Here is a 13,633-nt window from a genome sequence, read left to right on the forward strand (position 1 = left end):
CTCTTGCCGTACCGTCCCCGGCGAGAGGCAGCCCACCCATGTCCGACCCCGTGAACAGCACTATCCTCCTTCTCGACATCGAGAAGTTCAGTCATCGCGACGATGTCGAACAGGCCTATCTGCGTCGCATGCTGTTCGATCTCACCGATCGTGCGCTGCTGGCCGCCGGCATCGAGATGACGCTGCGGCGCCGTGCGGACCGGGGCGACAGTGTGATGGAACTGATCGACTCCAACGCCTCGTCGACCACGCTCCTGCGCACCCTCCTAAGTTTCGTTCCGGCGGAGTTGCGAGCGATCAACCGCCGGGCGTCCAGCTCCGCCCAGATGAGGCTGCGCGGAGTCGTCGCGTCCGGCTACGTCGCTGTCGACGGCGAAGGCGGCTGGGTGGGGTCCGACCTCAACCACGCCTGCCGCCTGCTCGACGCCGACGCACTGCGTCATGCGCTGCGAGACGAGCGGGGGGACTTCGCCCTGTGCGTGTCGGAGTCCGTTTACCAGGGCGTCGTACGTCACAACCACCCCGGTGTGCCGGCCGACGAGTTCCATGCCGTCACCGTGGACAGCAAGAACGGACCGCTGCCGGCCTGGCTGCACAGCCAGGTTCCCCTTCCCCGGAAGGAGGCCGGCGATCAGAGCCGGAGTGCCCGGCCCGGCGCCACGCACCCCACACGCGAACGGCCCGCGTCCGCAGCGCCTCCGGCCGCCTTCGACTTCGGCGGTGCCACGGTGAACGGCGGCGTCTTCGGCAGCGAGAACCGAGGCATCGGTGGGGGCGTCTTCCACGGCGATGTCCACCTCGGGGGCGAACTCGGAGACCGAGGGTGAGCAGCGAGAACGAGGCGGGACAGCCGGAGGAGGGCGAGCGGCCCGAGGACGCCGAACCGACCGGTCATCCGAACGATGCAGCGGGCGCCAAGGTGATGGACCGGCCGCAGGAGGCCTGGGCGGCACGGTGGGACCTGGTGGACCACACACCGCGCACCATGGCGTTCGGCGAAGGGACCCACCTTGCCGGCGGTGTCCTGGGCGGCGTCAACCACGGCATCGGCGGCGGCTCGTTCCACGGCGACGTCCATCTGGGAGCGACCACCCATATCCACTACGGGTTCGGCGGCCTGTCCACAGGGCCCTCCTCGGGCGAAATCCGCGCCGTCACACTGACACAGGTGGCGGAGTGTTTTGCCGACCCGGGCCCCCCGTTCGCCGAACTCGTCGACCGACTGCGCAAAGAACGCGTGCTCGTGCTCAGTGGTCCCCATTCCTCCGGACGGCGGACCGCCGCGCTCATGCTGCTGCATCGCCTGGGCCTCTCACCGGTGCACTCCGTCGCCCGCGACACCGCACCGAGTTCACTCGTTCCGGACGGCGAGGAGCAGACCGGGGCACGAGGCCACCTTCTCTGTGACCTGGAGACCGACCGGAACAAGCCGTTACGGGAAGTGGATCTGCTGGCACTGCGTGACCGGCTCACCCAGCGGGACGCGTATCTGGTCATCACTGTCGGGCCGCGCGCCCATCTCGAGGATGTGAAGACCGACGCGTGGCAGCCGCCACCATCAGTGGACGTCCTCTCCGCACACTTGCGGGCGCGGCTCGACCCCGATGCCGTCGCGTCCTTGCTGGCGCTGCCGGTGGTCACGGAGTTCCTCGCGCGCACTCACCAACCGCGCGAGACCTCCGAGTTCGCCTCGACCCTATTGGGGTACGCGGCCGGCGACACCGATGAGCGGCAGGTCGAGAACTTCTCACTGGCGGCTCTCGAAGGCCAGGTCCGTGAGTGGTTCGAGGAGGACGACACGGTTCTGCACCTGCGAGAGAAGGCCTTCCTCATCGCATTGGCCGCGTTCGACGACGGACCGTACGCGCTGACGGCGGAAGTGAGCGACCGTCTGTACGCGCGCCTGCAGCGGACTGCGGACTCCCAACGGCCGGCCGCTGTGCCGGTGTTCGGCACACACATCGGCAAGCGCCTCGAGCTGGCACGGGCTCATCGCTACGAGGCCGCGGAGCGCACCGAATGGGGCCCCGTGCAGCAAGTGAAAGCGGCCTACCTGGACGACCGGACCTCGCTCGTTCTCCTGCGAGAGGTGTGGACCGGGCATCCATCGGCACGGCCGGCGCTGGTGCAGTGGCTCCAGGACCTGGCGAAGGACGGCAGGCCGCTGGTCCGCACCCGCGCCTCCTCCACCGCGGCTGTCCTCGCCCATACCGATCTCCCCTCCGCCATGGCCCTAGTCATCGAACCCTGGGCCGCGTCCCCGCTCTTCGGCCCTCGGACGGTGGCAGTGCATGCGCTGACCCTCGCCCATCACGTCGGCACGCCGAACGTGCCACGCATTCTCGATGCCTGGTGCGACAGCAATGTCCCCCATCTGCGCTGGGTGGCGATCCGCACGCATGGGTTGATCGGTCCCGAACGTCCGATGGAGACCATGGCGGCGCTGCGTACCGCGGCGCGCCGGGAAGAAATCGACGAAGCCCCGGATCCGGACGGACTGGCCGAGGGGAACGACGAAAAGCTGTCCGAGGTGCTGGCCGAGTCGGTGGAGCTTCTGTTGCTCTCCCAGGTCGGCGATCAGGTACTCGGCGAACTGCTCAGGACTCTCGACCACGACCAGAAGGTCCGTGCCCTGGCCCTCAACGGGTTTCTCAATGCCTGCGGACGAACAGACCGCGATGCCTCACCGGACCGACCGCTCGTCCTGGACTGGTACGCGACATCTCTTGCTGCCCGGGCTCCGGCCTCGGCGGGTATCCCCGTTCTCCTGCGCACCGCGTTGAACGACCGCGTCAACCGTCGCCGCGTACTTGACGTGCTGCGCCGGTGGGTCCTGTCCGCCGAAGACGACCCCGAAGCCGAACGGGCTCTCGCTCGCTTGCTGTCCGTTCTCGTGACGAGCGAGGCCGATCAGCAGCGCATCAGTCATCTGCTGCACACAGTCACGGGCGACGAGGGCATACCGCCACCTGTGGCACACCGTCTGCTCGGCGCACTGCCACTCCTTTGACCCTCCCCACGAGCACAGGAGACCCATCGGCATGACCCGATTTCACCGCCCTCCCGAGTGGGAACAACCCGCCGGCCGTCACACGCAGCTGAAGGATCCGGTGCTGACCGTGCGCCAGATTTCCCGGTTCGGCTTCGTCCCCCGAAGGCTCACCCGCATCGACCACGCCCTGGTGTTCTCGACGCCGTCCGGCGCGTACGTCACGTCGCTGCCGCCCCTCCGGCCGGCGCGCACGGAGATCATCGGCAAGCGCTACACCGCTGTGTACGAAGTGGACATGGGCATTCATCCCGTCCACCTGGAACTGGCTCTCCCGAGCGACAACGACGCCCTTGAGTTCGAGTGCGCCGTGGAGGTGACCTGGCAGGTGGGCGACCCCGCAGTGTTCGTTGCCTCCGGACACCGTGACGTCCCACGCCTGTTGCTGGGTGAACTGGAGCAGGCCGCGCGCTCGGTCACACGTCGCTTCGCCGTCACCAAGAGCGCCGAGGCCGAGGCGGAGGTTCTGCGCGCGGTGCACGCCCGAGGCCCTCTCGGCTCAGACGCGGGTCTCCTCGTCGGGTGGACTATGAGACTGCACCGGGACCGGGACAACGTCGACCATCAAAAGCGTATGCAGGCGATCGACCACACGGCCACAGAACGCATCCACGCCGAGCAGCAGGCCATGGCCTACGACGTCGAGGCGGACCTGTGTGCACGACGGCGGGACGCGATGCAGACCGACCGGGCGCTGGTCTACGGGGAACGGCAACAGGAACTGCTTCTTCAGCAACAGAAGTGGCGGTCGGAACTGAGGGAGGCCGAACTCGCAAAGATCGACTTCTACCAGGCCCAGTTGGAGCAGGGCGGTGTCCGCGCCTGGGCTCTGCACCTCGCTGAGCATCCGGAGGACTCCCGGCTGGTCGTCCAGAGCCTACGCCAGGACCAGGCGAGCATGATCCGGGCCAAGGCCGACATGGTCGCTCAGCTGCTCGGCGGGGACAACGCCGAGGGATACGAGCTGGCAGCCCCCAAGAAGCTCGCGCTGCGCGCCATGCACGACATCCTGAACCAACAGCTGCCCGCCGACGAAACGGGCCGTGGGGCACCGGTCCCCCGGTTGCCCGTGACCGCATGGCCCCCCGGCGACCCCGAGACCGCGGCAGACCCAGCTTTCGGGCCGGACGAAGAGCTCTCCGGGCAGGTGGAGACCTCGCCGCCCGGCTCCGATCCGTACACCCCCGATGCGTACGAGTCAGACGCAGGCACCTCAGCGGCCTCGGGTTCGCGCGGCACGCTCCTCCCCGAACCCCGTCGGCGGCCCACACCGGCATCCGACGTATCCCGGAACGATGGCCCCGGACCAAAGGACCTCCGATGACCGGCCCGGCCTCATCAGCCCCGGACACACCTGCTCCGGCCACGGCCCTCGGTGCCAGGACCGCCGCTCGCCTTCTGGTCGATCTGCGTGCCGAGATCGCTCGTGCCGACAGCAAGGCGGCCGTAGTCGTCGCTGCGCTCGGCCTGACCTCCGGCGTCGTCTGCGGTGTTCTGGTCAGCAGAGACTGGCCGTCGAGCCATCTGTCGGCACCTGGTGCCATCGTGTGGTGGGCAGGAATCACCGTCCTGGCCCTGGCCCTGCTGTTCCTTCTGCTGGCTGTAGCCCCGCGCTACCGCGTCAGCGACTGGGCTCCCGGTGACCCGCTCACCTACTTCGGGGACATTCGACGTGCGGTAAGACAGAACAAGCTGCCACAGGCACTGGCCGAGACAGAACAGCTGCCCATGGCCTCGCTGCTGTCAGCACTGACGGAGACAAGCCGGATCGTCACGCGCAAGCACCAGTGGATACGCGCCGGACTGGTCGCCTTCTGTATCGGTGCCCTGTTGCTCCCCGCATCCGTGGTCATCGGCTGAGCTACCGACATCACGGAGGACGGACATGACACAGCCCCCAGACGAACGTGCACACCCTCACCACGGAGACCGGACGACCGACGCGCCCCTCACGGAGGACGACCTCGAATATCTCCACGCCCCTGGCAACCGACTGCACATCGCCGCCCACCAGCGCCGAGCGGATGCCGCCACCCTGGGTCGGCTGGTGCTGTACCTGCCCGGGTTCGTGTTCAGTCTCGGGACGGTCCTTGCCGCCGGTCGGCTGCTGGAACTCGCCTGGGGAATGCCCTTCTGGCTCCCTGCCCTGGTGTGGCTGGCAGCGGGCCTGCTGGTCTTCCACCGACCCACAGAAGACCTGTACGCCCGTTATGTACTGGGGTTCCGGTATCCGCTCCCCCATGAGCGCGCCAGGCTCGAGACGGTCTGGCACGAGGTGACCGGACGCGCGGGGATCGAAGGCAATCGCTATGGCCTGTGGATCGAGAACACGGACAATCTCAACGCGTACGCAGCAGCCGGCCACATAGTCGGCGTCACCCGCTTCGCCTTGGAGAACCTTTCGAGTGCCCAACTCGCTGCCGTACTGGCCCACGAACTGGGCCACCACACAGCCGGACACAGCTGGTCCACACTGGCGGGCCGCTGGTACGGCCTGCCCGGCCGCGCGGCGTTCCGGGCCGGCCGCACAGTGCTCGTCAGCACCACCAGCGCGGCGCTGCGTGCGTCATGGCTCGTCACCGCAGCCCTGCTGGCCGGCTTCGGCATCATGCTGCTGAGCCCTGCCGCCATGCTGTTGGGCGGAGTGCCGCTCGCGCTGCTCGTTTCTCCCTATGCGGCGGCGGCACTGAGCAGGCGCGCCGAACTGCGTGCTGACCTGCACGCGGCGTCGCTCGGCTTCGCACCTGTGCTGGTGGAGGTGCTGCTCGCCATGGAGAAAGCCGGACCGCCGTCATCACGGATCCAGGGAGCAGCGATGTCCACAGAGAGCGGTGCCCGTTCGGAGCTCAGCTCACCGCTCTTGGCCTCCCACCCGGACTACGCGACCCGCTTGCACCGCCTTCGCCCTTTCTTGGCTTCCCAGCACTGACCGACAGCCGGGACCGGCCTGGGGCACGCCGGAGGGCGGCCACCCCGTGCACACGGGGTGACCGCCCTCCGGTCGTATCAGGCGACTCGCCTACTGGTTGTACGGACCGTAGTCGTAGTCCTCCAGCGGAACGGCCTGGCCGGAGCCGGTGCCGAACGGCGAGTAGTCGATGTCGTCGTAGCCGACGGCCGAGTACATCGCGGCCTTGGCCTCCTCGGTCGGCTCGACCCGGATGTTGCGGTAGCGGGACAGACCCGTACCGGCCGGGATGAGCTTACCGATGATGACGTTCTCCTTGAGGCCGATCAGGGAGTCGGACTTGGCGTTGATCGCCGCGTCCGTCAGGACCCTGGTCGTCTCCTGGAAGGAGGCCGCGGACAGCCACGACTCCGTCGCCAGCGAGGCCTTGGTGATACCCATCAGCTGCGGACGGCCGGAGGCGGGGTGACCGCCCTCGGTGACCACACGACGGTTCTCGGTCTCGAACTTCGAACGCTCGACGAGCTCGCCCGGCAGGAGTTCCGCGTCGCCGGACTCGATGATCGTCACGCGGCGGAGCATCTGCCGGATGATGATCTCGATGTGCTTGTCGTGGATCGACACGCCCTGCGAGTTGTAGACCTTCTGGACCTCGCCGACCAGGTGGACCTGGACCGCGCGCTGACCGAGGATCCGCAGCACGTCGTGCGGGTTGGTGGCACCCACGGTGAGCTTCTGGCCCACCTCGACGTGGTCGCCCTCGCCCACCAGCAGACGGGCGCGCTTGGAGATCGGGAACGGGATCTCCTCGCTGCCGTCGTCCGGCGTCACGACGAGCTTCTTCGTCTTCTCGGTCTCCTCGATCCGGACCCGGCCGGCGGACTCCGAGATCGGGGCGACACCCTTCGGCGTACGGGCTTCGAAGAGCTCGACGACTCGGGGCAGACCCTGGGTGATGTCGTCACCGGCCACACCACCGGTGTGGAAGGTACGCATCGTCAGCTGGGTGCCGGGCTCACCGATGGACTGGGCGGCGATGATACCGACCGCCTCACCGATGTCGACCAGCTTGCCGGTGGCGAGCGAGCGTCCGTAGCAGAAGGCACAGGTGCCGACCGCGGACTCACAGGTCAGGACCGAGCGGGTCTTGACCTCCTCGACGCCGGCGCCCACCAGGGCGTCGATCAGGACGTCACCGAGGTCGACGTTGGCAGGCGCGATGACCTTGCCGTCGATGACGACGTCCTCCGCGAGCATGCGGGCGTAGACCGAGGTCTCGACGTCGTCCGTCTTGCGGAGCACGCCGTCGGCGCCCTTGACCGCGATCTTCAGCTTGAGGCCGCGGTCGGTGCCGCAGTCCTCCTCGCGGATGATCACGTCCTGCGAGACGTCCACCAGACGACGGGTCAGGTAACCCGAGTCGGCGGTACGCAGGGCGGTGTCCGCCAGACCCTTACGGGCACCGTGCGTGGAGATGAAGTACTCCAGAACGGTGAGGCCCTCACGGAAGGACGCCTTGATGGGACGCGGAATCGTCTCGTTCTTGGCGTTGGACACCAGACCACGCATACCGGCGATCTGACGCATCTGCATCATGTTTCCTCGGGCACCCGAGTCAACCATCATGAAGATGGGGTTCGTCTTGGGGAAGTTCGCGTTCATCGCCTCGGCAACCTCGTTGGTCGCCTTGGTCCAGATCGCGATGAGCTCCTGCGTGCGCTCGTCCTTGGTGATCAGACCGCGCTCGTACTGCTTCTGGACCTTCTCGTCCTGGTCCTCGTAGCCCTTGACGATGGCCTTCTTGGCCTCGGGCACGACGATGTCCGCGACGGACACGGTGACGCCGGAACGGGTGGCCCAGTGGAAGCCCGCCGCCTTCAGGTTGTCGAGCGTCGCCGCCACGATGACCTTGGGGTAGCGCTCCGCGAGGTCGTTGACGATCTCGGAGAGCTGCTTCTTGCCGACCGAGTAGTCGACGAACGGGTAGTCCTCGGGCAGCAGCTCGTTGAAGAGCGCGCGGCCCAGGCTCGTCCGCAGCCGGAAGGTGTCACCCGGCTGGTACTCGGGCTCGCCCTCCTCCGCGACCGGCGGCACCCAGCCACGCGGCGGGATGGTGCCCACCGGGAAGCGGATGTCGACGGACGACTGGAGCGCCAGCTCGCCGGAGTCGAACGCCATGATCGCCTCGGCCGTGGAGCCGAACGCGCGGCCCTCGCCCTTGGTGTCACGGAGCTCACCGTCGGTGGTCAGGAAGAACAGACCCAGCACCATGTCCTGGGTCGGCATGGTGACGGGACGACCGTCGGCCGGCTTCAGGATGTTGTTCGAGGACAGCATCAGGATGCGGGCCTCGGCCTGCGCCTCCGCGGAGAGCGGCAGGTGCACGGCCATCTGGTCACCGTCGAAGTCCGCGTTGAACGCGGTGCAGACGAGCGGGTGGATCTGGATGGCCTTGCCCTCGACCAGCTGCGGCTCGAAGGCCTGGATGCCGAGACGGTGCAGCGTGGGCGCACGGTTCAGGAGAACCGGGTGCTCCGCGATGACCTCTTCCAGGACGTCGTACACGACCGTGCGGCCGCGCTCGACCATGCGCTTGGCCGACTTGATGTTCTGCGCGTGGTTCAGGTCCACCAGGCGCTTCATCACGAACGGCTTGAAGAGCTCCAGCGCCATGGCCTTCGGCAGACCGCACTGGTGCAGCTTCAGCTGCGGGCCGACGACGATCACGGAACGCGCGGAGTAGTCCACACGCTTACCGAGAAGGTTCTGACGGAATCGGCCCTGCTTGCCCTTGAGCATGTCGCTGAGGGACTTGAGCGGGCGGTTACCGGGACCGGTGACCGGGCGACCGCGGCGGCCGTTGTCGAACAGCGCGTCGACGGCCTCCTGCAGCATCCGCTTCTCGTTGTTCACGATGATCTCGGGGGCACCGAGGTCAAGGAGACGCTTGAGGCGGTTGTTGCGGTTGATCACACGGCGGTACAGGTCGTTCAGGTCGGAGGTCGCGAAGCGGCCACCGTCCAGCTGCACCATCGGACGCAGGTCCGGCGGGATGACCGGCACGCAGTCGAGCACCATGCCCTTGGGCTTGTTGCTGGTCTGCAGGAACGCGGAGACGACCTTGAGGCGCTTGAGCGCACGGGTCTTCTTCTGGCCCTTGCCGGTGCGGATGATCTCGCGGAGGCGCTCGGCCTCCTCGTCGAGGTCGAAGGACTCCAGGCGCTTCTGCAGGGCGGCGGCACCCATGCAGCCGTCGAAGTACGTGCCGAAGCGGTCACGCAGCTCGCGGTAGAGCAGCTCGTCGCCCTCCAGGTCCTGGACCTTGAGGTTCTTGAAGCGGCTCCACACCTCGTCGAGGCGGTCGATCTCACGCTGCGCACGGTCGCGCAGCTGCTTCATCTCGCGCTCGGCACCTTCGCGCACCTTGCGGCGCACATCGGCCTTGGCGCCCTCGGCCTCCAGCTCGCCGAGGTCGGTCTCCAGCTTCTTGGCGCGGTTCTCCAGGTCGGAGTCGCGACGGTTCTCGACCTGCTGGCGCTCGACGGAGACGTGCGCCTCCAGCGACGGGAGGTCGCGGGTACGGCGCTCCTCGTCGACGAACGTGATCATGTACGCGGCGAAGTAGATGACCTTCTCAAGGTCCTTCGGCGCGAGGTCCAGCAGGTAGCCCAGTCGCGACGGGACGCCCTTGAAGTACCAGATGTGGGTGACGGGAGCGGCAAGCTCGATGTGGCCCATGCGCTCACGGCGCACCTTGGCGCGAGTGACCTCGACGCCACAGCGCTCACAGATGATGCCCTTGAAGCGGACACGCTTGTACTTGCCGCAGTAGCACTCCCAGTCCCGGGTCGGACCGAAGATCTTCTCGCAGAAGAGTCCGTCCTTTTCGGGCTTGAGCGTGCGGTAGTTGATGGTCTCCGGCTTCTTCACTTCGCCGTGGGACCAGGTCCGGATGTCGTCCGCGGTGGCAAGGCCGATCCGCAGCTCGTCGAAGAAGTTGACGTCGAGCACTTGTCGTCAATCCCTCTTTCGGGGGTTCGAGCCCCCTCGCGTCAACGCGAGAAATCGGGGCACTTCAGCAATGGTCTGAACGGGTCCGGGGAGAGCCGGCCGGATCACAGGGATCCGGCCGGCCAACCCGTCAGACCTCTTCGACGCTGCTCGGCTCGCGCCGGGACAGGTCGATTCCGAGCTCCTCCGCCGCGCGGAAGACGTCCTCGTCCGTGTCGCGCATCTCGATGGACATGCCGTCCGAGGACAGCACCTCCACGTTGAGGCACAGCGACTGCATTTCCTTGATGAGCACCTTGAAGGACTCGGGAATACCGGGCTCGGGGATGTTCTCGCCCTTGACGATGGCCTCGTAGACCTTCACGCGGCCGGTCACGTCGTCGGACTTGATCGTCAGCAGCTCCTGGAGGGCGTACGCGGCGCCATAAGCCTCAAGCGCCCACACCTCCATTTCACCGAAGCGCTGTCCACCGAACTGGGCCTTACCACCCAGCGGCTGCTGGGTGATCATGGAGTACGGACCCGTCGAACGAGCGTGGAGCTTGTCGTCGACCAGGTGGTGGAGCTTGAGGATGTACATGAAGCCGACCGAGACCGGCTCCGGGAACGGCTCGCCGGAGCGGCCGTCGAACAGGTTGGCCTTGCCCGAGGGCTGGACCAGCCGGTCGCCGTCGCGGTTCGGGATCGTGGCCTGGAAGAGGCCGGTGATCTCGTCCTCGCGCGCACCGTCGAAGACCGGGGTCGCGACGTTGGTGCCGGGGGCGACCTGGTCGGCGCCGATGACCTGCAGGCGCTTGGCCCACTCGTCAGCGAGGCCGGAGACGTCCCAGCCGCGGCTGGCGAGCCAGCCGAGGTGGATCTCCAGGACCTGTCCCGGGTTCATTCGGGACGGGACACCCAGCGGGTTGAGGATGATGTCGACCGGGGTGCCGTCCTCCAGGAACGGCATGTCCTCGATCGGCAGGATCTTCGAGATGACGCCCTTGTTGCCGTGACGGCCGGCGAGCTTGTCACCATCGGTGATCTTGCGCTTCTGCGCGACGTAGACGCGGACCAGCTGGTTCACGCCCGGCGGCAGCTCGTCGCCCTCTTCGCGGTCGAAGACGCGGACGCCGATGACCTTGCCGATCTCACCGTGCGGCACCTTCAGCGAGGTGTCGCGCACTTCGCGCGCCTTCTCACCGAAGATCGCGCGGAGCAGGCGCTCCTCGGGGGTGAGCTCGGTCTCGCCCTTGGGCGTGACCTTGCCGACGAGGATGTCACCGGCGACGACCTCGGCACCGATCCGGATGATGCCGCGCTCGTCGAGGTCCGCGAGGACCTCTTCGGAGACGTTCGGGATGTCCCGGGTGATCTCCTCCGGACCGAGCTTGGTGTCACGGGCGTCGACCTCGTGCTCCTCGATGTGGATCGAGGAGAGGACGTCGTCCTGCACGAGGCGCTGCGACAGGATGATCGCGTCCTCGTAGTTGTGACCCTCCCACGGCATGAACGCCACGAGCAGGTTCTTGCCCAGGGCCATCTCACCGTTCTCGGTGGCCGGACCGTCGGCGAGCACCTGGCCCTCGATGACCCGGTCGCCCTCGGAGACGACGACCTTCTGGTTGACCGAGGTGCCCTGGTTCGAGCGCATGAACTTCGCGATGCGGTACGTGGTGTACGTGCCGTCATCGTTCGTCACGGTGATGTAGTCCGCGGAGACCTCCTGGACCACACCGTCCTTCTCGGCCTTCAGTACGTCACCGGCGTCGGTGGCGCAGCGGTACTCCATGCCGGTGCCGACGAGCGGCGCCTCGGACTTGATGAGCGGCACCGCCTGACGCATCATGTTCGCGCCCATGAGGGCACGGTTGGCGTCGTCGTGCTCCAGGAACGGGATCATCGCGGTGGCGACGGACACCATCTGGCGCGGCGAGACGTCCATGTAGTCGACTTCGGTGCCGGGCACGTAGTCGACCTCTCCGCCACGACGGCGGACCAGGACGCGGGGCTCGGTGAAGCGCAGCTCGTCGGAGAGCGTCGCGTTCGCCTGGGCGATGACGTAACGGTCTTCCTCGTCGGCCGTGACGTAGTCGACCTCGTCGGTGACCTGGCCGTCGACGACCTTGCGGTACGGCGTCTCGATGAAGCCGAACGCGTTGACGCGGCCGTACGAGGCGAGCGAACCGATCAGACCGATGTTCGGGCCTTCGGGGGTCTCGATCGGGCACATGCGTCCGTAGTGGGACGGGTGCACGTCACGGACCTCGAAGCCGGCCCGCTCACGGGAGAGACCACCCGGGCCAAGCGCCGACAGGCGGCGCTTGTGGGTGAGACCCGACAGCGGGTTGTTCTGGTCCATGAACTGCGACAGCTGGCTGGTGCCGAAGAACTCCTTGATGGAGGCGACGACCGGCCGGATGTTGATCAGGGTCTGCGGCGTGATCGCCTCTACGTCCTGGGTCGTCATCCGCTCACGCACGACGCGCTCCATACGAGCCAGACCCGTACGGACCTGGTTCTGGATGAGCTCGCCGACGTTACGCAGACGACGGTTGCCGAAGTGGTCGATGTCGTCGGTCTCGACGACGATCTCCCGGCCGGACTCGCCGGTCGTCTCGGTCTCCCCGGCGTGCAGCTTCACCAGGTACTTGATGGTCGCGATGATGTCATCGCTGGTGAGGACACCGGCGTCGAGCGGCTCATCCGCGCCGAGCTTCTTGTTCACCTTGTAGCGGCCGACCTTCGCGAGGTCGTAGCGCTTCGGATTGAAGTAGAGGTTCTCAAGCAGCGTCTGAGCAGCTTCGCGGGTAGGCGGCTCGCCCGGACGCAGCTTGCGGTAGATGTCGAGCAGTGCGTCGTCCTGGCCCTGGGTGTGGTCCTTCTCCAGGGTGGCGCGCATCGACTCGTACTCGCCGAACTCTTCGAGGATCTGCTCGGTGGTCCAGCCGAGAGCCTTGAGGAGAACGGTGACGGACTGCTTGCGCTTGCGGTCGATGCGGACACCGACCATGTCGCGCTTGTCGATCTCCATCTCCAGCCAGGCACCCCGGGAAGGGATGATCTTGGCGGAGAAGATGTCCTTGTCGGACGTCTTGTCGATCGAGGAATCGAAGTAGACACCCGGCGAGCGGACCAGCTGCGACACGACGACACGCTCGGTGCCGTTGATGACGAAGGTGCCCTTGTTGGTCATGAGCGGGAAATCGCCCATGAAGACCGTCTGGGACTTGATCTCGCCGGTCTCGTTGTTGGTGAACTCGGCCGTGACGAAGAGCGGAGCCGCGAACGTGAAGTCGCGCTCCTTGCACTCGTCGATCGAGTTCTTCGGGGGCTCGAAGCGGTGGTCGCGGAACGTAAGCGACATCGACCCGGAGAAGTCCTCGATCGGTGAGATCTCCTCGAAGATCTCCTCCAGGCCGGACTTGGTGGGGACGTCTTGTCCACTGTCCAGAGCAGCCTCGACGCGAGCCTTCCAGGCGGCGTTACCGAGGAGCCAGTCAAAGCTCTCGGTCTGCAGCGCGAGGAGGTTCGGAACCTCGAGGGGCTCCTTGATTTTTGCAAAAGAAATGCGCAGCGGGGCGGTGCTGGCGCCGTTGTTCGTATTCGCGGTCGAGGCGTTGCGCGAGGCGGCCAAGAGGGGGTCCTTCCGAGGGCTCGGACTCACTACGCGCGTACCGGTCCCA

The 13,633-nt window shown here is 66.9% G+C and carries 7 protein-coding genes; 5 read left to right on the forward strand and 2 right to left on the reverse strand.

Annotated features, from left to right (window positions below; all coding sequences use genetic code 11):
* The first annotated feature begins 38 nt into the window (after nucleotides 1-38).
* From RLT59_RS14440 to RLT59_RS14460, 5 genes are all read left to right on the forward strand, one after another.
* The gene (locus RLT59_RS14440) at nucleotides 39-827 is read left to right on the forward strand and encodes a hypothetical protein (RefSeq protein ID WP_311303769.1); all 789 of its coding nucleotides are present in this window, start codon (nucleotides 39-41) and stop codon (nucleotides 825-827) included.
* Nucleotides 824-3,010, forward strand: coding sequence for a hypothetical protein (locus RLT59_RS14445; protein ID WP_311303770.1), 2,187 nt, complete (start codon nucleotides 824-826; stop codon nucleotides 3,008-3,010). Before RLT59_RS14440 ends, RLT59_RS14445 begins: the two co-directional genes overlap by 4 nt.
* 31 nt (nucleotides 3,011-3,041) lie before the next feature.
* On the forward strand, nucleotides 3,042-4,373 hold the full coding sequence (locus tag RLT59_RS14450) for a hypothetical protein (protein ID WP_311303771.1): 1,332 nt from the start codon (nucleotides 3,042-3,044) through the stop codon (nucleotides 4,371-4,373).
* Nucleotides 4,370-4,909 carry a Pycsar system effector family protein gene (locus tag RLT59_RS14455; RefSeq protein ID WP_311303772.1) on the forward strand — a complete coding sequence of 180 codons (540 nt, stop codon included), beginning with the start codon at nucleotides 4,370-4,372 and terminating at the stop codon, nucleotides 4,907-4,909. Before RLT59_RS14450 ends, RLT59_RS14455 begins: the two co-directional genes overlap by 4 nt.
* Before the next feature lie 187 nt (nucleotides 4,910-5,096).
* The gene (locus RLT59_RS14460) at nucleotides 5,097-5,978 is read left to right on the forward strand and encodes a M48 family metalloprotease (protein WP_311303773.1); all 882 of its coding nucleotides are present in this window, start codon (nucleotides 5,097-5,099) and stop codon (nucleotides 5,976-5,978) included.
* A 90-nt stretch (nucleotides 5,979-6,068) separates the two neighbouring features.
* Here the strand turns inward: RLT59_RS14460 and RLT59_RS14465 are convergent, their stop codons facing one another.
* Together RLT59_RS14465 and rpoB are read right to left on the reverse strand one after the other, a co-directional pair.
* A complete protein-coding gene (locus RLT59_RS14465; RefSeq protein ID WP_311303774.1) occupies nucleotides 6,069-9,968 on the reverse strand; it encodes a DNA-directed RNA polymerase subunit beta' in 3,900 nt (1,299 codons plus the stop codon).
* A 130-nt stretch (nucleotides 9,969-10,098) separates the two neighbouring features.
* Nucleotides 10,099-13,584: a DNA-directed RNA polymerase subunit beta gene (gene rpoB, locus RLT59_RS14470; RefSeq protein ID WP_311303775.1), complete on the reverse strand. Its 3,486-nt coding sequence runs from the start codon at nucleotides 13,582-13,584 to the stop codon at nucleotides 10,099-10,101.
* Nucleotides 13,585-13,633: the final 49 nt, after the last annotated feature.

This window comes from Streptomyces sp. ITFR-6 (assembly GCF_031844725.1).
Classification (GTDB): domain Bacteria; phylum Actinomycetota; class Actinomycetes; order Streptomycetales; family Streptomycetaceae; genus Streptomyces.